Consider the following 20977-nt stretch of genomic DNA (forward strand, 5'->3'; position numbering starts at 1 on the left):
TCTCCTTTGTCAGGCTTCCATCGCGGTATGCGGTCGGGCTTGCCATGTTTCGTATCAATTGTTACGTTATGGAGAGAAGGTGAGTCAATAGGTTTCGTATCGATCATTATGGATAATTTGGAAAAGTCCCGAGGCGGCCGGCCGCGCGCATTCGACCCGGACAGGGCGCTGGATGCGGCGATGCATCTGTTTTGGGAACATGGCTATGAGGCGACCTCGCTCGCCATGCTGCGCGAGGCGATGGGGCTGACGCCGCCTCAGATCTACAATGCGTTCACCGACAAGGAGACGCTTTTTCGCAAGGCGCTCGAACGTTACCACCAGACCGAGATCGGTTTCGCGCTGGATGCGCTTGGCGCGCCGGTGCCGACGCGCGAGGCGATTCGGCGGCTGTTGCTGGGGGCAGCGGAGGCCTATTCGAGACCTGGCAAGCCGGGCGGATGTCTGTTCATCAGTGGCGGGCTGGCAACCTCGCCGCAGGCGCAAGCCATCGCGGACGAACTCAAGACCTACCGCAAGGCGAGTGAAGCGGCGATCGCGGAACGGCTGGCGAAGGGCAAGGCAATAGGGGACCTGCCTGAAGGGCTGGCCGTTGACGGATTTGCCAAATACCTGACCGGGGTCATGAACGGTATGTCGATCCAGGCACGCGATGGCGCATCGGTCGAAGCGTTGCGCAATTTGGCCCAAATCGCTCTTGCGGCGCTGCCGGCCGAAGGGCAAAACAAAGCCCCGCCCAAGGAATAAAGCCATGCTGGATCTCTTCCCGGAAGCTGAAAAACCGATCGAAATCATCCCGGGGCGTAAGCTTGCCGCCAAGGCCGCGTCGCTCTACGTCGCGCTATTGGATCATTTCGAGACCCGTCCGGTGGACGAGTTGCGGTTGGGCTTCGACGGCATATCAGGCGATTTTCATGCCGGCCCCACGCGGCGTTCCGGCGGGCGCGAGCCCTGGTATCCGCGTGGCACCGAAATGCGCAACGAACGGCAATTGTCGATCGTGGCGGCGGATGAACTGGCCATCGTCGCCGAACGCATGGGGCTGGCAGAGATCAAGCCGGAGTGGATCGGCGCCAATCTCTTGATCGAAGGCCTGCCCAATCTCTCCATGCTGCCCTCCGGCACGCTGCTGTTTTTCAAGGGCGGCGTGACGATCAAGGTCGACGCGCGGAACGGACCATGCCGTATCGCCGGCCGGTCGATCGCCGAACACGCTGGAATGGCCGATATCGAGGCTGGCGCGCTGCTGTTCCCGAAAGCGGCGAAGCGGCTGCGCGGGGTCGTCGCCTGGGTCGAAAAGCCGGGCGTTATCAGGGCCGGCGAGGAGATTTCGGCGCGGGTGCCGGAGCAGTGGATTTATAAGGCTTAGCGCTACGCCGCCCGAAGGCGGCGTAGCAAAGCGCTGGCCTCTAGCCTTTGCGGTTCTTGTTCGCGCCTTGCGCCATGATCGAAACGTGATCCCACTTCTCCCAGGTGGCGAGGCGGTTAGCGTATTCCTGCTTGATCATCGGCAGGCCGCCATCGCCGAAGAACACCCGAAGCGGCGGCTCGGCGGCATCGACAATCGCCAGCATCGCCGGTCCCGTCGCTTCTGGATCACCGGCGACCGAGTTGGCGCGGCGCTCGGCCATCTTGGCGCGGGCAGGTGCGTAGGCCTCGATCGGCTTGGAGATCTTTGCCGACGCGCCGGACCAGTCGGTGGAGAAGCCGCCCGGTTCGACCAATGTCACGTGAATGCCGAACTCCGCGACTTCGATGCTCAGCGACTGGCTGAAGGCCTCCAGCGCCCATTTCGAGGCGTGGTAGAGACCGAGCGAGGCGAAGGCATTGACGCCGCCGATCGAGGAGATCTGGATGATATGGCCGGAACGCTGCGCGCGCATGATCGGCAGCGCCGCCTGGGTGACCCATAGCGCCCCGAACACATTGGTTTCGATCTGGTCGCGGGCTTCCTGCTCGCTGACCTCTTCAATGGCGCCGAAATGGCCGTAGCCGGCATTGTTGATGACAACGTCAAGCCGGCCGAAGCGCTTGTGGGCCTCGGCAACAGCTGCGTCGACGGCCGCCTTGTCGGTGACGTCGAGCTTGATCGCTGCAATCTTGTCGCCGTAGGTCTTGACCAGATCGGCGAGTGTGCCGACATCGCGTGCGGTCGCGGCAACGCTGTCGCCACGGGCCAGCGCTGCCTCTGCCCAGACGCGGCCAAAGCCTTTGGACGATCCGGTGATGAACCAAACCTTTGATGTCATGATGTGGAGTCCTTGCCCATACAGGCGTGATTTTGATGTAAGCGGAGGCTTCTCCGCTTACGGCATATACGGCCTATCCCTAGATTTTCCAGAGGCGAGGGGAAATCTTTTTGAACAGGAGCCCCGCTGATCAGGCCTGATCAGCGATAATCCACCGGGCTCGACCAGGCCGGGTCTTCGTGCTTTTGCCAGTAGCGCGCCATCAACCGGCTGGTGATCGCGCCGACCTTGCCGTCGGCCACCGGCGCGCCGTCAATGGTCGTGACCGGCATGATGCCGCCAGCGGTAGAGGTGATGAAGACCTCGTCGGCCCCGCGCAGCGCGGTAACGCTGACATCCATCGCGAAAGCGGCAAGACCTTCTTCCACGCACAGATCAAACACGGTGCGCCGGGTGATGCCGGGGAGCACGCCCATGGCGGGCGTCGTCAATTTGCCGTCCTTGACGCAAAACACATTGAAGCCCGGCCCCTCGGCGACATTGCCGTTGAAGTCGAGGATAAGCGCCGTCTCCGCGCCACGGTCATAGGCATCGTAGAGGCCGCGCACCAGATCGAGCCAATGGTAGTTCTTGATCGCCGGGTCGATCGAAGCCGGCGGAATGCGCACCTTGTCGCTGATGGCGACGCGCAGGCCGCGCTGCAGCTGTTCGGCATTGGCGACCGAGCCGAACGGCACGGCGAAAGCCATGAAGCGGTTGATCGCCTGGCGCGGGTCGCGGCTGAAAGTCGGCGAGGCGCCACGTGTGCACAGCATCTCGACATAGGCGGCGCGATGGCCTGAGAGCGCGACACAGTTGTGCAGGACTTCAGTCACGCCGTCGCGGTCGAACGGGATCGTCATGCGCAGCGTTTCGAGGCCGCCGAAGAAGCGGTCAAGATGCTGGTCGAGGCGGAAGAAACGCCCATTCCACACATGCACCGTGTCGTAGGTGGCATCCGAATGCAGAAAGCCCCAGTCCAAAACCGAAACCCTGGCCTGCGACATCGGCAGATACTGCCCGTCGAGAAAGGCGATTCCCTCGGGATAGGCATGCGGATCGATATGCCGTTCGGAAACGGTAGGCAGCGGTTTCAAGCCCGGTGTTGCGATCTTCAGGCTCATCCGAACATCCCTCGTTCAACGCGCTGGGATCAGAACCTACCGGCTGGGAAGTGAAGTCATAGAGCCAAGCCAGATGACGCCATTCATCCTGGATCGAGGCCTGGAATTGCCCTAGGCTGCCGGGTAATGTCTGGGCGGAGGGGAAACATGGGCATTCGGCCTGGCGCCGTCGTCGCGCTGTTCATTCTTGCCGCTGCTGGAGACGCCTTCGCCGCCGATTGTACGCGCGAAGGCGAGGAATTGTGCCAGGGCGGCCAGACCTACCGCTGCGAGAAAACCGGCAGCGAGTTGACGCCGATCTTCCAGAATGTCCCTTGTGGGGTGAATGCGCCGTCGCTGACGGGCACATGGATTGGCAAGGGCCATCAGAGCCCGGCCGGTGCCGGCGGCGCCGATTGGGAAATCACCATGACGATCAACGAGAACGGCGGGTCTATCGACTACCCGTCGCTCGGCTGCGGCGGTTCGCTGTCGCAGACATCCAGGGACGACACCTCGGCGGAATATCATGAGAGCATCACATACGGTCAGGACAAATGCATCGACGGCGGCGCCGTCACCGTCAGGTTTTTCAAGGGAAATCTGTCCTGGACCTGGGTCGGCCAGGCCGATGGCCAGCCCTACAACGCCGTCGCGGTTCTGACGCGCAAGTAGCTGAAGCTATTCCTCGTCGTCATCGGCATCGAGCAGCCGCGTTGCGCGCCAGCGGGTGAGCACGATGTTGGTTTTCTCGATGACGAAGAAGCGCGCTGAGTCGCGGTCGTAGCCCTCATTCAGGAGCTTTTCGTAGTCAGTGTGGACGTGGCGGATGTGGGCAATCGTCGCCAGCCACACGGCGATGGTTGGCGGCAAGGTCTTCATGTGAACGGCGCCGGCATCGGCACGGATCTTTTCCATGTCGGCATAGGGTGCAAGCGGCAGAAGTGCTGTCAGCGCCTTGGCGATGGCGCGGCGGCGGCCGGTTGGCGCGGTCATTGTTGATCCCGCTTGGGCTTTTCCCGTTCGGGCTCATCCCGGCCGGCAATGGTTGCCTCGGCAATGGCGTCGGTCGAAGCGAAATAGGGTTTGATGTCGATGACCGGCGTGCCGTCCAGCACATCGATTGCATCAAGCTCGACGCGCCCGGTGCTCTGGTCGAGCGCGACGAGCCTCGCCACATGCAGGCCGATCGGGTTCGGTCGGGCAGGGGAGCGCAGGCCGAATACGCCTTTCGCTTCAGCCGCATGGCGCGGTTTTTGCACAATCAGATTCCGCGGCGCGTGGTGTAGCCAGGACAGGATGACCACATGGCTGGCCCGCTCCAAACCCTGGAGGCCAGCCCGGTAGGGTGCGTCTATGGTCAGCACCGCCGGCTGCCCCGTCTCGCGTGCGGCGCGCATGTTCTTCGGACAGGTTTCCCGTGTCGTCCACGGCGAGGTGATGTAGCCGATGAAGACGATCTGGCCATCCGCCGGCATCGACGCCGGATCCTGTTCCAGCCTCTGCTCGCCCTCGCGCATTTCGAACATGGCTTCGACTCACTTTGCGATTTCGCCTGATCCTGTCAGAGAACCGCGCCTATTTCTGCCCGTGTGGGAGCAAGGGTCACGCATGCGCCATTTTCTTGTCAAACAGCGACATGGGCCTTGCCATGAGATGAAAATCGACATAAACATATGTTTATATCTTTTTCAAAGAGAATACGCTGATGCATGTCGCGCTAGACACCATGGTGGATACATTGAAGGCGGCGGCCGAATCCAGCCGGCTGCGCATCCTGGCACTGCTTTCGCGCGGTGACCTCACCGTTTCCGATCTCACTGAAATCCTCGGCCAGTCGCAGCCGCGCGTGTCGCGGCATCTGAAGCTGCTGCTTGAGGCCGGGTTGATTGGCCGCTACCAGGAAGGGTCTTGGGCGTTTTTCCGGCTGTCGGATTCGGATGCCGCACGTGATTTCGTGCTCAGGCTCGTATCAGGCATCCGAGGTGCCGACCCACAGGTTGAGCGCGACCTTGAACGCCTGGGGTCTGTCAAGCGCAAGCGGCAGGACAGGGCGGCCGAGTATTTCTCGGTCAATGCCGCAAGCTGGGACCATATCCGCTCGCTGCACGTGCCGGATCGCGCAGTCGAGGCTGCGATGCTGAAACTGGTCGGCAAGCGTCCGTTCCAGTCGATGCTCGATCTCGGCACAGGCACTGGCCGGCTGCTCGAAATCTTCTCGCCGCTCTACCGGCGCGGTGTCGGCATCGACATGTCGCGCGAGATGCTGACCGTGGCGCGCGCCAATCTCGACAAGGCCGGCGTTTCGAATGCACAGGTACGGCAGGGCGACATTTTCGCGCCGCCGGTCGAGCGCGATGCCTTCGACCTCGTTACCATTCACCAGGTGCTGCACTATCTCGACGATCCTGCCCGCGCCATCCACGAGGCGGCGCGGCTGCTGCGTCCGGCAGGGCGGTTGGTGATCGTCGATTTCGCACCGCACGCGCTGGAATTCCTGCGCGACGAACACGCGCATATGCGGCTTGGCTTTGCCGACCGGCAGATTGCCGACTGGTTCGCGGAAGCCGGCCTCGATCTCGAGGAGGCCCAGGAGTTTGAACCGCGTGGCGGCAACGAGCCGAGGCTCACCGTTAAACTTTGGCTCGGCCGCGACAGGCGCCTGTTGATCGCCGATCCTTCCAACGATAGCCAGCCGCTAAGGGAAATTGCCTGATGAACCAGTTCCGCTTTTCCCGCCGCCCGGACATTGGCGACAAGGTGCGGGTTTCCTTTGAATTCTTCCCGCCGAAGTCCGACGAAATGGAAGCAAGGCTGTGGGATACGGTCACCCGTCTTGAGCCGCTGAAGCCGAAATTCGTCTCGGTGACTTACGGCGCCGGCGGTTCGACGCGCGAGCGTACCGCCCGCACCATCAGCCGCATCCTGAAGGAGACCAGCCTGACGCCGGCGGCACACATGACCTGCGTGGACGCGGCGCGTCACGAGGTCGACGCGGTTATCCAGGAATTCGCTGACATGGGCGTCAAGCGCTTCGTCGCGTTGCGTGGCGATCCGGCGGAAGGTGTCGGCGCTGCCTACCGGCCACATCCGGATGGCTATGCCAATGGCGCCGAACTCGTGGGAGCGCTGAAGGGCGCGGGTGATTTCGACATCTCGGTCTCCGCCTATCCGGAAAAGCATCCGGAAAGCCCTGATTTCGCGACCGACATCGACATGCTGAAGCGCAAGGTCGACAATGGCGCGACACGGGCGATCACCCAGTTCTTCTTCGACAATGATCTCTACGAGCGTTATGTCGAGCGGGCGCGCCGTGCGGGGATTTATATTCCGATCGTGCCTGGCATCCTGCCGGTGCATAATTTCACACAGGTCGCCAATTTCTCGGCGCGCTGCGGCGCTCTGGTTCCGGCTTGGCTGGCCGAGCGGTTCGACGGGCTGCAGAACGACCCGCAGACACATGCGCTGGTCGCATCCGCGGTGGCGGCCGAGCAGGTGCTGGATCTGGTCGAGCGCGGCGTCGGCGATTTCCACTTCTACACGATGAACCGGGCCGACCTGGTCTTCGCCGTCTGCCACATGATCGGCATCCGCTCGCATGAGGCGGAAGTGGCGGGTTCCGCCGCCGCGTAAGTTCGCGCAAGCTTCCGAAATGCAAAAAGGCCGGGTAAAAACCCGGCCTTTTCAATAGTTTGGACTATGCGGTGCTGGTCTTCCCCCGCTTTCGCGGTCTTACGGAAGAAAGCCCATAATAAGGGCCCCGATAAAAGCGAACGCAGCACAAATCATCAATGCGTTGATTGGCCTCGTAAGTCCCATGACATAGCCTCCTCTTAAAGAGCTATGCCCAGAGTCTAGGTCCATTTGTGCCACAGGCAAGCGGAAAATGTGCTGCATTGCGACGTAAATGCCAGATTTACGACCCTGGTTTTGCGGTTAGGCGTTGAAACTCCTAAGCAAAAAGTGGCTTCGCGCCTGTGAATAAATTATGGCGAACTGGTGTCCTTGTCGTGACATGGCAGCGCTACCGTGGTCCTACCGCCGGGGGAGCAGCCGGCCGTCTATGGTGACGAGGCCAAGCCCGATCAGCACCATGCCGCCGATCTCGAACAGCTCCAGCCTTTCGCCGAGGAACAGGAAGCCGAGCAACACGGCACTGGCCGGTACGACCAGCGTGACCAGCGAAGCATTGGTTGCGCCGGCCGAGGCAACGAGGTTGAAATAGAGGATGTAGGCAAAGGCCGTGGACAGTAGCGCGAGCGCCAGCACCGCCGCCCAGACCGGAGGCGAGGCCGAAAACAAGCCAGCCGGACCATAGGTGAACAGCACGATCGGGATCATGATGATGGTCGAGGCGGTCAGCTGCCCGGTGGCAATGACCGGCGAGGGGATGCCTTTGAAGCGCCGTGCAACCATAAGCGCAACGCCATAGGACAACGAGGCGCCGATCAATGCGAATTTAGCCCAGACCGGGCCGCCAAGGCCGGCCAGCAGGCCGGGACCGATCATGACGGCCGTGCCGGCGATGCCGAGCGCAATACCGGCCAGTTTGTTCCAGGACAGTTTCTCGTCCGATGTCAGTGCATTGGCGAGGACCAGCGTCCAGAACGGGGTCGTCGCGTTCAGCACCGAGGCGACGCCGGCACCAAGCTGGGTCTGACCAGCGAAGATCAGCGAGAAGGGGACGACGTTGTTGGTGAAGGCCAGCAGGAAGAACAGGCCGGCATGCGGCAGTGCAAGCTTGAAGGACGGGCCGCGCAGGCCGAGGTAGATCTGCAGCGCGATCGCGGCGATGGCGACGCGAAACAGCACCAACACCAGCGGGTGGAGTTCCGCCACCGCGATACGGGCGAAGAAGAACGAGCCGCCCCATATCGCGCCGAGCAGCAGGAGCTGACTCCAGTCCTTCAGCACCATCGGTCCACGTGGTGCTGAAGTCGCGGTCATGGTCATGTGGTTCGTCCTCCCAGACGGCTTGACGCTGCGCTTCAGGCAGAAGCCATATCGGACCCCGTGACAAGGGCCACCCGAAACCTGACCGATGGCAAACACAGCTGTCCAAACCTAGCGTCATGCGGTCCGGGCCAGGAGACACAGAATTGTTTTCATTAGCCGCTAGCTTGGATTAATTGTGCGCAGCCGAGGTGAGGATTCGTCCATGCAACGATTCGAGAATGCCCGCGAGGCAGCACTGGCGCTTCGTCCAGATGATCCAATCTATTGCTTCCGCCCACAGGTGCTGATGGCCGATGCCAAGCAGTTCATGGGCATGTTTCCAGGCAAGACCGCCTACGCGGTCAAGACCAATGGGGAACCGCTGGTGCTCAAGACCCTGGTCGAGGCCGGCGTCACCGCCTTCGATGTGGCTTCACCCGGCGAATTCGCCGCCGTGCGCGCGGTCTCACCCGATGCCGAGATGCTCTACATGCATCCGGTCAAGGCGCAGTCCGACATCAAGCTGGCGCTGGAGAAATACGGCATCCGCGTCATCTCGCTCGACCATGAGGATGAGATCACCAAGCTGACACGGGTGGTGCGGGCGCTCGACATCGATCCAGGCTCAATCAGCGTGTTCGTGCGGGTCCAGACCAAGGGCCATGCCGCCTACGAACTGTCGAAGAAGTTCGGCGCGGGGCCAGCCTACTCGGTGGAACTGGCGGAGCGGCTGAACCGCACCGGCTACAAGGTCGGCCTGTGCTTCCATGTCGGCAGCCAGATCGAGGATCCCGACACCTATGAGCGGGCGCTGGCTTCCGCCGACTGGGTGCGCAACCGGGTTACCTTCGATATCGCCGGGCTCGACGTCGGCGGCGGCTTTCCCGCCGAATACGGCCACGATCCCAACCGCAAGCAGGTCGAGATGCCATCGCTCGGCCAGATCATGTCGCGGCTGTCGGGCGACCTGAAGGAATATCAGTTCGACCAGATGCCGCTGGTGGCGGAGCCGGGCCGGGTGATCGTGGCGCGCTGCCTGTCGCTCATCGTGCGCGTGCTGCTGCGCAAGGGCAAGCGGCTCTATATCAATGACGGTATCTGGGCATCGCTGTCGGATTCATGGACCGGCAAGATCACGCTGCCGGCGCGTTTTATTCCCGATCCAGCGATCCGCTCGCGCAATGGCGAGGAAAAGAACATCGTGCCGTTCAAGGTCTGCGGCGCGACCTGCGATTCCGTCGATATCCTGTCGCGGCCATTCTGGCTGCCGGAAACCGTCGACACGGGCGACTGGATCGAGATCGGCCATATCGGCGCCTATTCGCTGTCGCTGAGAACCCGCTTCAACGGCTTCTATCCCGACACGTTCGTCGAGGTCACGACGCCCTTCGACGAAGGCGACGCGCCGCAAGGGTTCGCGAGTCTGGAGACGATGGCGGGGTAAACTTCTTCCTTCTCCCCCTGTGGGAGAAGGTGGATTGCCACGAAGCGGCAAGACGGATGAGCATCTGTGTTTGTTGTCAAGGAGCGATTTGGCTCCAGATGCGGTCCTGAGTTACGAGCGCGTTGGCCGTAACGACGAGCTTTCGCATGACGGCGACGAGGATGACCTTTTCGGGTTTAGCTGCCTTGCGCAGACGGGCGGCGAACACTGCAAGGTCCTTGTTGTAACGACTTGCAGACAGTGCGGCCATGTAGAGGGCGTTTCTGACACCCTTTCGGCCGCCCCTGATAGCTCGGCGTCCCTGGCGCGGGCCGCTGTCATGGGCGACGGGAGCAAGGCCGGTCAGCATTGCCGCCTGCTTGGCGTTGAGCGTACCCATCTCAGCGAGGCCCGCCAGGAGCGTGGCGGCAGTGATCGGGCCAATGCCGGGGATCGAGATCAAGATTGTGTAGCGGCGGGCAAGAGCGGGATCAGCTGAGATCCGGCGACCGGTCTCGGCTTCAAGACGCACGATATGGCTGTGAAGCGCTTTGAGCCTGCGGTTGAGTTCAGCACGCAGGAAGGGGCTTTTGAGCGTCGCCAAGCGGTTGATGAGCGCGATGCGTTCGGCACAGGCGGCATTGCGCGCGCCGATCATCTCCTGCAGCGCCTCCATCGCAAGGGAAGGCGGCACCGTCTCGGCCGGATTGAGCGCGACCCCCATTTCTGCCAGCAGCCTGGCATCGATCTTGTCGGTCTTGGCAAGCTGGCCGCAGGCTTCCGCGAACAGCCGAGCACGCAGCGGGTTGACGACGGCCACTACCAATCCCGCTTCATGCAGCGAGCGCTGTGCCGCACGATGGTATTTGGACGTCGCCTCCATGATCGCCCGCCTCACTGCGAGATCACCAAGCCGGCGCTTCAGCCGCCGCAGGCCACCACCATCATTGGCCACACGAAAACTCTGGCCGGTTGGATGGACGTACACATCCAGCCACTCTTTACACACGTCGATGCCGGCATAGACTGACGGCGTCGCATTCGGTTCGGACAATACCTTGCCTTGCATGCGGGACTCGCTCCCCATCATCTGTTCAGGACCAGTGCGAGAACGAATGGACCTTGCTCATCCGCGGTTCACACCAAGGGGCGTACGGTCCCATCCGTCCACTCCCCGGCGGACGGCCATCTGTCGGGGAGTGCAGCTATCTTGCACAAATAGCCGCCAGCCCAACATGCAAGGGGTGTTCCAGGAAACACCAACGCCTCATTCCTTCCAGCACCCCTCATCCGTCTCGACGCTTCGCGCCGATCCACCTTCTCCCACAGGGGGAGAAGGCAAGGCGCTACAGCTTCCCCAAAAGCTCCGGCGTCGGCCATCCGTCCACCGGCAGCCCAAGCCGCATCTGTTCCTTGCGGATGGCCTCGCGGGTGTTGGTGCCCAGAATGCCGTCGACGGTGCCGACGTCATAGCCCCTGGCTTCGAGCTTGGTCTGCAGTTCCTTCATCTGGTCGTTGTTGAGACCGGTCTCGGGATTGCGCGGGTCGAACTGCGGCGCGCCCGCCAGCCGTGCGGCGAGGTTGGCCGCGGTCAGTGCGTAGGTGAAGGACTGGTTCCATTCGAGATAGACGTCGAAATTCTCATAGGTGAGGAAGGCCGGGCCCTTGCGTCCCATCGGCAGCGCAAGGCCGGCCTTGAGGCCGTTGTCGACGAGTGGCGCGCCGCTCGGGTAGGTGACGCCCCATTGCGCCCATTGCGTCAGCGGCAGCTTGTTGGTGCGGCCCGTCTGGTCCCACGGCATGTTCTCGGGCACACGCACTTCCTCGATCCAGGGCTGGTCGCGCTTCCAGCCGCGCGACAGAACCTTGTTGGCCGTGGTCATGATCACGTCCGGCACCGAGTTGCGCAGGTCGATCTTGCCGTCGCCATCGCCATCGACACCGCGTGCCAGATAGTCGGAAGGCAGGATCTGCGTCTGGCCGATCTCGCCGGCCCAGGCGCCGGTCACGTTGGCCGGCAGCACACCGCGATCGATCAGCTCCAGAAGCGGCACCAGTTGCTGCCGGAACAGCTGCGGGCGCCGGCAGTCGTGCGAGAGCGTCACCAGCGCGCTCAGCGTGTGGAAATCACCCTGCACGGCGCCAAAGTCGGTTTCGAGCGCCCAGAAGGCGGTGATGATCGGTGCCTGGACACCGAACTGCTGATCGGCTCGGGCAAAGACATCGGCATATTTCTTAAGGTTGGCAGCACCTTGCTTCAGCCGATAGGCCGAGATCATGCGGCCGGAAAACTGGATGAACGTCTGGGTGAAGACACCCTGGGCGCGGTCACGCGCCAGAACCTTCTCGTCGATATCAGCGTCTTCGAGAGCATCGAGGCCGACGGCGCCGACACCTGCGGCCTTGGCTTCGGCTGCCACGCCTTGTTTCCAGGTTTCAAAATCGCCGCCGCATTCCTGCGCCATTGCCGGCAAGGCTGTAGCGCACAGGGTGAGCGCCACCGCGAGGACTTTGGAACGCAGTCGCATCAGATTCCTTTCGAGACCAGCCAGAGATTGCGCATCCCCTGGACGCCCAACGCTCTGGATTACCAGCGGTTGCACTCTTTACCGCTGGCTGTGTCGAAAAGCAGGCGAAAGCCCCGGTGTCAACGGGTGTTCTGCCGCAACCATTTGTTCCAGGCGGCTTCCGAGCCGTTGAAAACGTTGATGTCGGATTTGCCGGTCATGCCTGGGACGATACCTGTTCCGGTGTATTGCCAGAAGGTGAAGGGGTGGCCGCCGTATTTCTCGTGCGGGTGGCCGGCGACGGAACGCAGCCAGTAGGGATAGCCTCGGAAGGTCGACAGTTCGTTATCGTCGAAGAAGTCAACCGACGTATAGATGATCGGCTTCTTGCCGTAATGCCGTTCGACGATTTCGAGGAAGGTGGTCATCTCCGCACGCACGGTGGCGGCGTCGGGACGCAGCTTGCAGGTCGGCGATTGCGGGTTCCATTCCATGTCGAGGACCGGCGGCATCGCCGAGCGGTCGACGGGTACGTTGCGGATGAACCAGCGCGCCTGCACCGCTGCCGGGGTGCAGAAATAGAAGAAATGATAGGCCGCGCGCGGAATCCCGTTCGATTTCGTGCGGGCCCAGTGTTCGCTGAAATATTCGTCGAAACGGTCGCCGCCTTCGGTTGCCTTGATGAAGGCGAACGAGATGCCGCTGGCCTTGGCCGCCGGCCAGTCGACCGAAGTCTGATACTTGGAGACGTCGGTGCCGTGGACGGCATAGTTCCACGGCGCGCCGCTGTCCCATTCGTGCGGCTTGGAATCGGCGAAGCGGGGCGCGCGCACGGCAACCGTCGGCGAACTTGACGGCGACAGCGGCGAGAGATCATCCACGGTCGAGCAGGCGCCAAGCAGCGTCAGCATGAAAAGAGCCGCAAGACGGCGCATCGCAACTTCCAAGCCGGAACCAGCCGGTCGCTGATGGGTCTGTGCAATGATGGCCGGTCAGGCCCCCTCCAGGCGATCGCCCCACAGCATCACCTGATCTCTATCGTGCATGTCGTTGTCCCAAAACCGCGACGCGGTTTTGGGCGACATCCACCCATGTGATCGCCGATCATGGTTGATATTAGGTTGACGGCGCTCGACAAGCATCATGATTTGCGGAACCAATGGCGGCAAATCGATGACATAGATGTCAGGCGGGAGCCTGGAGGAAACAAATGCGGTTCGTCGTCAAGATCGTCAAATGGCTGCTCGGCCTGGTCGTGCTGGCGGTCGCCGCGCTGTTCGCCTGGCTCTATATCGCGCCGCCGGAACTGATCCGAGTCGGTTCGGGCTATTCCGCCAAGATCGTCTGCTCGAACGTCTTTATCGCGGGCCGCGACGCCAAGGAAGTGCTTGCCGTCGACGTGCAGGCGCCGGGGCATCCGTTACTGAAGCTAATGCAGGTGTCGGTCGACAAGAACCGGGGGACGGTTTCGGCGGGCCTGTTTGGCTTCCTCGGCAAAAGCACCGCGGTCTCCCGCGACGGGCTTGGCTGCGCCTCGGCTCCGGACGGAAATGTCGGCAAGGCGCGGCAGACGGCGATCCATGTCGAGCCATCGGCCACACGCCAGGACGTGCTGTGGCCGGAAGGCGAGCGGGTCGATGCCTCGCAAGATCCAGTGATTGCGAAGCTGCTGGACGATACTGCCCTGACCGGAGCCGGCATGCGCGCGGTGGTGGTGGTCAAGAACGGCCATATCGTTGCCGAGCGCTATGGCGCTGGCTTTTCGGAAAGGACGCCGCTGCTCGGGTGGTCGATGACAAAGACGGTCAATGCCGCGATCCTTGGCACGCTGGTCAAGGACGGCAAGATGGCGGTGACCAACCAGGGGCTTTTCGGGCCGTGGAAAGCTGACGGCCGAGCCAGCATCAGCATTGCCGACATGATGGCGATGTCGAGCGGCCTGGAGTTCAACGAGGATTACGGCGACGTCGCCGATGTGACACGCATGCTCTACCTTGAGCCTGATATGGCCGGCTTTGCCGAAGCGAAGCCTTTGGCCGCCGAGGTCGGCAAGGTGTTCTCTTATTCGAGCGGCACCGCCGTGATGCTTTCTCGTCTGTGGCAGGATGCGATCGGCGACAAGGCCAAGGCATTGGCGTGGCCGCGCGCGTCACTGTTTGAGCCGCTCGGCATGCACAGCGCCGTGCTTGAAACCGACGAACAAGGCACCTTTGTCGGCGGCTCCTACCTCTATGCCACGGGGCATGATTGGGCACGGTTCGGCCAGTTCCTGCTGCAGGACGGTGTCTGGAACGGCAACCAGGTTCTGCCCGCCGGCTTCGTTGCCTGGATGCGGGAGCCGGCACCGGCCTCGAAGGTCTACGGCAAAGGCCAGTTGTGGATCGAAGGCCCTGGCGATGAGGACAGTCCGGGTGCGGGCGTTTCAGCGGGCTTGCCCAAGGACACCTACTGGATGGAAGGCCATGACGGGCAGACGGTCACCATCATTCCGTCGGAGCAATTGGTGATCGTACGGCTGGGGCTGACACCGGCCAAGCTCGGCTATCGGCCGCAGGCGATGGTGGGAGCGTTGGCCAAGGCGCTACACTAATGCACGTCCCCGGTTTTGAGAGCGCGCCGCATGAATCCGTTTCAACGCGACGCGCGTTAATCTGTGTCTGTACGGAATTCGTTTTACCCCTCATCGCCGCAAATTCTCCCTTGTTAAGCGCCGAGCACCGAATATGACGGCGCAGCCGCCGCGATCCTCATCGGACAAACCACTCGGCGAACCATGATATTCCGAGGAAGAACACGGCGCCGATACAGATCAATGGGGTAGCCAGATTTCTGTAGAATCTCGCTCTGGGATCTGCGCCCGGTTTCGTTCCAATGACGCCGTAAGCCAGAACGGCAAAACCGGCGGCGCCAAGCAGTAGGCAGGCCGAGCCTCCAAGTGCCCACATGCCGCGCACATGGAGATTCTCAAAATGTTTTTGGCGCCAAGGTCCCAGACGGTAGGGCATGACCAGATCGTCAGTGACGACGCCATGTATCGCGTAGGCGGCAATCGCGATTGCACAAAGATACCCGATCAACTTGCGTAGTTCAGTTGGCAGAGGCCGCAAAAAGCTTCTCCCAGAGCTCGGTATGACCGCTGGCGCGCGCCGCGTCGTCCCATTTCAGCTTCGTGTATTTGCGAAGGGTCTGGCAGTTTTCAGGATCACTGGCCATGCACTGCGTTCCCTTGCCATTGGCCAGTTTGAACGTCGCCTTGTCCAAAGGATCGGCCGCCAGCGAATGCGGCGCGCCCTCGAACACGTCGCATGGGGAGATAAGACACGCGTCATTGTAGACCGGTCTCATTGCAGACGAGCTCAAAAAAATCGTGCAGGCAGCTAAAGAAAAGATTCCCCTCGCACTCATGTTCGCCTTCTTGAGGTAAAATAGAGATCGCTAACATACAGCTTTTCATGCTTTGCGTCGATTGTCCTGGACAGCCGCCAAGGCCTCCCCGTGACGTTTCGGTGCTGATCAACCGATGTGGTGGTGCGGCTGGGTGACGAATGCCAAGCTCGGCTATCGGCCGCAGACGATGGTGGGCGCGCTTGTGAAGGCGCTGAAATAGGCTCTTTCAATTCGCATACAGGCTATCTCGTACCCATTCGAAGATGCAGTCTCCGTGCCGGGAACAGGGAGAATGCATCATGGTCGTGGGGTTTATCGGGCTTGGGACGATGGGGCGCAACGCGGCGCTCAATGTCAGGCGCGCCGGGTTCGAGATGGTCGTCTACGATATTCGTCCGGAGTCCATGGATGCGTTGACGGTTGCCGGCGCAAAGCCCGCCACCAGTCCTGCCGATGTGCTGGCACGCAGTGATATCGTGGTGACGATGGTGTTTGGCCCGAAAGAGATCGAACAGGTGGTGCGGGGTGAGAACGGCTTCCTGACCGCGTCCTGTGCCGGCAAGTATTGGGTCGACATGACCACCAGCGGCCCGAAACTGATGCGTGCGCTGGCCGCCGAATTCCAGGCGAAAGGCGGCGGGCCGGTCGATGCGCCGGTTACCGGATCGGTGGACGCAGCGATCCGAGGTGATATGCCGATGTTTGTTGGCGGCACCGATGCCGATGTCGAGGCGGTGCGGCCTGTCATCGAGGCGATGGGCGAGCTGCGGCGCGTCGGCCCGTATGGCAACGGCTACGTGGCCAAACTCGTCAACAACCAGCTTTGGAAAATCCATGCCGCGGCGATCGGCGAGGCCATGGTCACCGCAAAGCTCGCAGGACTGGAACCTGATGTCTGGTGGCGGGTGATGAAAGGTGGTGCCGCCGACAGCTTCGTGCTTCAGCATGACGTGCCGTCGATCTTTGCCGGCCACTACGATCCGTCTTTTCCGATCGCGCTTTGTCTCAAGGATCTCGGCCTGATCGAGGAACTGATGGCCGAGACCGGCACGCGCAATGAACTGACCCGTGCGACCCATGACCGGTTCAAGCTGGCCGGCGAACGCTACGGTGTCGGCGCTGGCGAAATGACCGTCTGCAAGGTGATCGAGGATGACGCCAATGTCGAATTGCGGGTCGCGGGAGACTGGTTGGCGCCGTGGGATGTCGTGCACGCGGCGGACAGCAAGACCGGGACTTAATGACCGTTTACTTCTGCCCGCCAATAACAGCGAGCCAGGCATAGCCGCGATAAAGCGTGCGGAAACGGAAGGTTGCGCCTGTTTGCCGGGATTCCGATTCAAGCACCTCGCGCAGGGTCGAGTGCGGCGAGACGTGGAATTTTCTGAGCCAGCCTCGCAATAGGCAGCGGAACCAGGCCGGCAAGCCTTCCTGCTGGCCGAAATCGACGATGTGCAGCGAGCCATTCGGTGAAAGTGCTTTCAGCGCGGCCGAAACAGTCCTTTCCCAGCCGGGGATCATCGACAGGGAATAAGACACAAAGACGCGATCGAAATTGGCTCGGCCAAAGAGCGCCGTGGCGTTGAAATCCGTAGCATCGCCGCATGCCAGCGTGACGCGGCCGGACAGGCCTTCGCGGTCGATCGCGTTGCCGGCCGTCTCCAGCATTTCAGCCGAGATATCCAGGCCGAAGAAGCGGGCGTCGGGATAGCGACGGGCGGCAAGAATGATGTTGCGGCCGGTGCCGCAGCCGAGTTCCAGCACGGTACCGCCAGCCGGTACTTCCAGCCCCGCGATCAGCCGGTCGCGGCCGAGAAGATAGTATTTGCGGGTCAGGTCGTAGATGTGGCGCTGCCAGCGGTAAACGCCGTCCATCAGTTCGGCATGGCTGGCCGGCAGCTCGGTGGTGCTCATGCCGCGCGCTTCACATAGAGGTGGAAGCCGCCATAGATGGCCGAGCGGTCGCGGGCCGAGAATTCACAGGAGGCTTCGCTCTCATAGTTCCACTGATCGAGCAGCGAAGCGGAGACGCGGCCGGGCAAAAGGCTCGGTTCGGCGGCGGTGCGGAAGATGACGCGAGCGCCCGCCGAGGCGGTGCGGGTGATTTCCGCCCACAGCGCGTTGAGCTGGTCATCCGTCATCCAGTCCTGCGCATCAAGTAGAATGAAGCGATCGACAGAGCCGGCATCCTTGCCGGCCAGGAATTCGATCAGGTTGGCGTGATGGATGGCAACACGATCGACGTTGCCGCGGATCGTTTCGTAGTTCTGCTTTTCCAGATAGGCGGGCAGGGCGGCCTCGCCGGGTTCGGGATAGCGGCGGGCAAAAGCTTGCCAAGCGAAGTAGTTGTTCTGCAATGGGAAATCGCAAGCCAGTTTTTCCAGGCGGGCTTTCAGCACGCTGGCCATGGTGCCGTCACCTGATGTGATCAGCGAATCGTATTGAGCCGGCGGGATGCCGAGGCCAAACAGGGACGCCTTGCGCGACGTTGCCCATTTCAGCAGCGGCCTTTCGAACACCGGCGCCAGTTGCTCGTTGAAGAAGCGGCGCTGATCGGCAACGCTCTTCGAGGCCATGATGCCGGCTGGGTCGACGCCGAAGAATTTTGCCGTGCGGTGGCCCATGGCGATGAACAGCCCAAGCAGGCCGGTCTGGTAGAAATTGCGGTCGAAGACGCCGATGCGGCGCCGGCCACGCCAGTTGCGGCGCTCCCAGTAATGCCGGCTGACCGGGTCGAGATGCGGGGCGATGAAGCGGTCATAGGCCTCGGAGTTATGGCTGGTGTCGGCGGCGCCGAAGAAACGGAACAGGTCGCCCTGCGAAGGCAGATGGCGTACCGCCTCGAGCTTCATGCGGTTCAATGCGATATGGGCGGCGTTGAGATCGACAGCGTCGATCCTTGCCGGCGAGCGGGTCAAATAGGCGAGGATATTGCAGCCGCCGGATGCGATGGTGACGATGCGATGGCCCTGGCCAAGCTGCATCGCTTCCATATCGACATCGGGATCTTCCCAGATCTGCGGGTAGACGAGGCCCGAGAACAGGAAGGCGAAAAGCCGCTCGGAAATGCCGGCCTTCGACAACGGGCGGTTCTGATAGACGGCCTTTCCAACTTCCTTGCCGCGACGAAAAACCAAGTCTCCGGAAACGTCCGTCATGGCAATCTGATTCCCCGTTTGCTTTGGCGCAAGCGGGTAGCGCCCGGTGATGACAGGTGCATGACAAGAGCCGGCTTCGTGCGTTGCGGCTCATAGGCTCGTCACGAGCCGGCTCCGATGCTCACGAAACCGTGAATGATGTTACATGCCGAAACGCAACGTTACGAAACCCATCGGCTTCCCATGCATTTTCTTTCCGAGCGTCACCGCGAGCGGGGGCGTTGTTAGAAGGAGAGATGTTATGAAGAAACTTATTCTTGCTTCAGTTTCGGCTCTTGCCTTGCTTGGCGTTGCGGCATGCAGCGACAGCGGCACAGACAACACCACCACCCAGAGCACCAATCCGCCTGCCGCCGAACAGCCGATGAAGCCGGCCACGCCGGAAGCCACGCCGCCGGCCGCGAAGCCTCCGGCAACGGACAATTCAACGACGCAGAGCATCGCGCCCGAAAAGCCCGCTGAACCGGCTCCGGCAACACCTGCGCCAGCGCAGTAAGTCCCGAGTATTTTCGAGTTGCGATCAGAGAAGGCCGGCCTCGTGCCGGCCTTTTCATTTTGTTATGCGGCCTGCGTCGGATCAACCTGCGCCAAAGGCCTGTTGGTTATCCCGGCTTGATAGCGCGAGGCCGTCGCTCTAAGAAGCAGGCCATGTCGATTTGGGATCGCCTCGGCGACTTCATCACGCGCGTTTCGTCCTCAGCCTCGTCGGGTGTCGCCGATGTGGTCGAGGCCGTGCGCACGGTTTTTTCCGGCGACGCCGATCTGCGCCGTCGCGTCGCCTTCTCCGTGGCGATGATCGCGCTTTCGGCCAAGATGGCAAAGGCCGATGGTATCGTCACCCAGGATGAGGTGCGTGCCTTCCAGGAAATATTCGAGGTGCCGCCGAAAGAGACACGCAACGTGGCGCGGCTGTTCGATCTCGCCCAGCGCGATGTCGCCGGCTTCGAAACCTATGCCGAACGGATGGCGCAGATGTGCGGTTCCGGGCATTCCAATTGCGTGATGCTGGAAGACATACTTGACGGCCTGTTTCACATCGCCAAGGCGGACGGGCTGGTGCATGAGCGTGAAGGTGCGTTCCTGCATCGCATCGCCGAGATCTTCCACATCGACGAAGCGCATTACGAAAGCATCCTGGCGCGGCACGTCAATCTGGGCGCTGGCGATCCCTACATCGTCCTCGGCATCGAGCGCGGCAAGCCTTTCGAAGAGGTCAAGAAGCGCTATCGCAAGCTGGTCTCGGACAATCATCCCGATCGGCTGATCGCACGCGGCCTGCCGCAGGAATTCATCAAGATCGCAACGACGAGGGTCGCTGCGATCAACGCTGCCTACGAGATGATCGAGCGGGGCCTGCGGCACGCATGAGCGGGTTCTCGCCCGACGAACCACGCGCCGAAGTCCGGGTCTCGCCGAATTTCGGCCCGCGACGAGACACGCTCAAGCCCGACATGATCGTGCTTCATTATACCGGCATGGGTACGGGGGCGGGCGCCGAGGCCTGGCTGTGCGATCCGGCCAGCGAGGTTTCATCGCATTATCTCGTGCATGAGGACGGGCAAATCGTTCAGATGGTCCGGGAAAGCGATCGCGCCTGGCATGCCGGCAAGAGCTCATGGTTTGGCGCTACCGATATCAACTCCCGCTCCGTGGGCATTGAAATCGTCAATCCGGGGCATTCGCTGGGCTATCCCGCCTTTCCCAAACGGCAGATCGACGCCGTGATCGCCTTATGCGCCGGTATCGCCAAACGCCATTCCATCGCCGCTGAACGGGTGCTTGCCCATTCCGACGTGGCGCCGGGGCGCAAGATCGACCCAGGCGAGAAGTTTCCATGGAGGGCCCTTTTCGCGGCCGGTGTTGGCCATCTTGTCGCGGCGGCCCCTGTTCGCCGGGGCGCAGCATTGAACCCCGGTGACGCCGGGCCCGACGTCGAGGCGCTGCAGTCGATGCTCGCGCTCTATGGTTATGGCGTTGAAATAACAGGCAGTTTCGACAAGCAGACCGAGATCGTCGTTGAGGCTTTTCAACGGCACTTCCGGCCGCGCAAGGTGGATGGCGCTGCCGATGGTTCGACAATGCGGACGCTGCGGCGGCTGCTCGATTCCATCCGGCCCTGACCCCGGGTAGAGGCGTGTCCAAGTAATCCTTTCCCAGTCCTTAAGTTACAACTTGTCACTCAAAGTGACTTGCCTCGCCTTGTTTGGCGCCAAATCGGACGTCAAACGGCGATCGT

General features: G+C 61.9%; 22 protein-coding genes. 11 read left to right on the forward strand and 11 right to left on the reverse strand.

Annotation, left to right across the window (positions count from 1 at the left end):
- The first annotated feature begins 27 nt into the window (after positions 1 to 27).
- Both GA829_RS17270 and GA829_RS17275 read left to right on the forward strand, forming a co-directional pair.
- On the forward strand, positions 28 to 747 hold the full coding sequence (locus tag GA829_RS17270) for a TetR/AcrR family transcriptional regulator (RefSeq protein ID WP_258051635.1): 720 nt from the start codon (positions 28 to 30) through the stop codon (positions 745 to 747).
- A gap of 4 nt (positions 748 to 751) precedes the next feature.
- Positions 752 to 1369, forward strand: a complete 618-nt coding sequence (locus GA829_RS17275; protein WP_195173922.1) for an MOSC domain-containing protein — start codon at positions 752 to 754, stop codon at positions 1367 to 1369.
- Between the two features lie 40 nt (positions 1370 to 1409).
- Here the strand turns inward: GA829_RS17275 and GA829_RS17280 are convergent, their stop codons facing one another.
- Together GA829_RS17280 and GA829_RS17285 are read right to left on the reverse strand one after the other, a co-directional pair.
- The gene (locus GA829_RS17280) at positions 1410 to 2249 is read right to left on the reverse strand and encodes an SDR family oxidoreductase (RefSeq protein WP_195173923.1); all 840 of its coding nucleotides are present in this window, start codon (positions 2247 to 2249) and stop codon (positions 1410 to 1412) included.
- A 140-nt stretch (positions 2250 to 2389) separates the two neighbouring features.
- Positions 2390 to 3352, reverse strand: coding sequence for a D-amino acid aminotransferase (locus GA829_RS17285; RefSeq protein ID WP_195173924.1), 963 nt, complete (start codon positions 3350 to 3352; stop codon positions 2390 to 2392).
- Positions 3353 to 3499: 147 nt separating this feature from the next.
- On the opposite strand from GA829_RS17285, the gene GA829_RS17290 reads away from it, so the two are divergent.
- On the forward strand, positions 3500 to 4006 hold the full coding sequence (locus GA829_RS17290; protein ID WP_195173925.1) for a hypothetical protein: 507 nt from the start codon (positions 3500 to 3502) through the stop codon (positions 4004 to 4006).
- Positions 4007 to 4012: 6 nt separating this feature from the next.
- On the opposite strand, the gene GA829_RS17295 is transcribed toward GA829_RS17290, so the two are convergent.
- Together GA829_RS17295 and tsaA are read right to left on the reverse strand one after the other, a co-directional pair.
- Positions 4013 to 4327 (reverse strand): DUF2293 domain-containing protein, encoded by a 315-nt coding sequence (locus GA829_RS17295; RefSeq protein ID WP_195173926.1) that lies wholly within the window; start codon positions 4325 to 4327, stop codon positions 4013 to 4015.
- Positions 4324 to 4860 (reverse strand): tRNA (N6-threonylcarbamoyladenosine(37)-N6)-methyltransferase TrmO, encoded by a 537-nt coding sequence (tsaA, locus tag GA829_RS17300; protein ID WP_195173927.1) that lies wholly within the window; start codon positions 4858 to 4860, stop codon positions 4324 to 4326. Before tsaA ends, GA829_RS17295 begins: the two co-directional genes overlap by 4 nt.
- A 179-nt stretch (positions 4861 to 5039) precedes the next feature.
- Between tsaA and GA829_RS17305 the strand changes: the two genes are divergently transcribed.
- Positions 5040 to 6047 (forward strand): ArsR/SmtB family transcription factor, encoded by a 1008-nt coding sequence (locus GA829_RS17305; protein WP_195173928.1) that lies wholly within the window; start codon positions 5040 to 5042, stop codon positions 6045 to 6047.
- Entirely contained in the window at positions 6047 to 6964 is a 918-nt protein-coding gene (gene metF, locus GA829_RS17310; RefSeq protein WP_195173929.1) for a methylenetetrahydrofolate reductase [NAD(P)H], read from the forward strand. The genes GA829_RS17305 and metF overlap by 1 nt, the downstream gene beginning before the upstream one ends.
- 402 nt (positions 6965 to 7366) lie before the next feature.
- Here the strand turns inward: metF and GA829_RS17315 are convergent, their stop codons facing one another.
- Complete coding sequence (locus GA829_RS17315) at positions 7367 to 8284, reverse strand: DMT family transporter (RefSeq protein WP_195173930.1); 918 nt, start codon at positions 8282 to 8284, stop codon at positions 7367 to 7369.
- A gap of 205 nt (positions 8285 to 8489) precedes the next feature.
- Here GA829_RS17315 and GA829_RS17320 point away from each other — a divergent pair, with 205 nt between their 5' ends.
- On the forward strand, positions 8490 to 9710 hold the full coding sequence (locus GA829_RS17320) for an alanine racemase (RefSeq protein WP_195173931.1): 1221 nt from the start codon (positions 8490 to 8492) through the stop codon (positions 9708 to 9710).
- Between the two features lie 76 nt (positions 9711 to 9786).
- On the opposite strand, the gene GA829_RS17325 is transcribed toward GA829_RS17320, so the two are convergent.
- The 3 genes from GA829_RS17325 to GA829_RS17335 form a co-directional block, all read right to left on the reverse strand.
- Positions 9787 to 10758, reverse strand: a complete 972-nt coding sequence (locus GA829_RS17325; protein WP_195173796.1) for an IS110 family RNA-guided transposase — start codon at positions 10756 to 10758, stop codon at positions 9787 to 9789.
- A 277-nt stretch (positions 10759 to 11035) separates the two neighbouring features.
- On the reverse strand, positions 11036 to 12217 hold the full coding sequence (locus GA829_RS17330; protein WP_195173932.1) for a lytic murein transglycosylase: 1182 nt from the start codon (positions 12215 to 12217) through the stop codon (positions 11036 to 11038).
- A 119-nt stretch (positions 12218 to 12336) separates the two neighbouring features.
- Complete coding sequence (locus GA829_RS17335) at positions 12337 to 13131, reverse strand: glycoside hydrolase family 25 protein (RefSeq protein ID WP_195173933.1); 795 nt, start codon at positions 13129 to 13131, stop codon at positions 12337 to 12339.
- Positions 13132 to 13406: 275 nt separating this feature from the next.
- Here GA829_RS17335 and GA829_RS17340 point away from each other — a divergent pair, with 275 nt between their 5' ends.
- Positions 13407 to 14786 carry a serine hydrolase domain-containing protein gene (locus GA829_RS17340; protein WP_195173934.1) on the forward strand — a complete coding sequence of 460 codons (1380 nt, stop codon included), beginning with the start codon at positions 13407 to 13409 and terminating at the stop codon, positions 14784 to 14786.
- A gap of 497 nt (positions 14787 to 15283) precedes the next feature.
- On the opposite strand, the gene GA829_RS17345 is transcribed toward GA829_RS17340, so the two are convergent.
- On the reverse strand, positions 15284 to 15541 hold the full coding sequence (locus tag GA829_RS17345; protein ID WP_195173935.1) for a hypothetical protein: 258 nt from the start codon (positions 15539 to 15541) through the stop codon (positions 15284 to 15286).
- Between the two features lie 341 nt (positions 15542 to 15882).
- On the opposite strand from GA829_RS17345, the gene GA829_RS17350 reads away from it, so the two are divergent.
- On the forward strand, positions 15883 to 16824 hold the full coding sequence (locus GA829_RS17350; RefSeq protein WP_195173936.1) for an NAD(P)-dependent oxidoreductase: 942 nt from the start codon (positions 15883 to 15885) through the stop codon (positions 16822 to 16824).
- Between the two features lie 7 nt (positions 16825 to 16831).
- On the opposite strand, the gene GA829_RS17355 is transcribed toward GA829_RS17350, so the two are convergent.
- Complete coding sequence (locus GA829_RS17355; RefSeq protein WP_195173937.1) at positions 16832 to 17497, reverse strand: class I SAM-dependent methyltransferase; 666 nt, start codon at positions 17495 to 17497, stop codon at positions 16832 to 16834.
- Positions 17494 to 18741, reverse strand: a complete 1248-nt coding sequence (locus GA829_RS17360; protein ID WP_258051636.1) for a BtaA family protein — start codon at positions 18739 to 18741, stop codon at positions 17494 to 17496. The genes GA829_RS17355 and GA829_RS17360 overlap by 4 nt, the downstream gene beginning before the upstream one ends.
- A 241-nt stretch (positions 18742 to 18982) precedes the next feature.
- On the opposite strand from GA829_RS17360, the gene GA829_RS17365 reads away from it, so the two are divergent.
- The 3 genes from GA829_RS17365 (at position 18983) to GA829_RS17375 (ending at position 20861) form a co-directional block, all read left to right on the forward strand.
- A complete protein-coding gene (locus GA829_RS17365; protein ID WP_195173938.1) occupies positions 18983 to 19237 on the forward strand; it encodes a hypothetical protein in 255 nt (84 codons plus the stop codon).
- A gap of 152 nt (positions 19238 to 19389) precedes the next feature.
- Positions 19390 to 20109, forward strand: coding sequence for a J domain-containing protein (locus GA829_RS17370; RefSeq protein ID WP_195173939.1), 720 nt, complete (start codon positions 19390 to 19392; stop codon positions 20107 to 20109).
- The gene (locus GA829_RS17375) at positions 20106 to 20861 is read left to right on the forward strand and encodes an N-acetylmuramoyl-L-alanine amidase (RefSeq protein WP_195173940.1); all 756 of its coding nucleotides are present in this window, start codon (positions 20106 to 20108) and stop codon (positions 20859 to 20861) included. The genes GA829_RS17370 and GA829_RS17375 overlap by 4 nt, the downstream gene beginning before the upstream one ends.
- The last annotated feature ends 116 nt before the right edge of the window (positions 20862 to 20977 follow it).

It is taken from the genome of Mesorhizobium sp. INR15 (assembly GCF_015500075.1).
Lineage (GTDB): Bacteria > Pseudomonadota > Alphaproteobacteria > Rhizobiales > Rhizobiaceae > Mesorhizobium.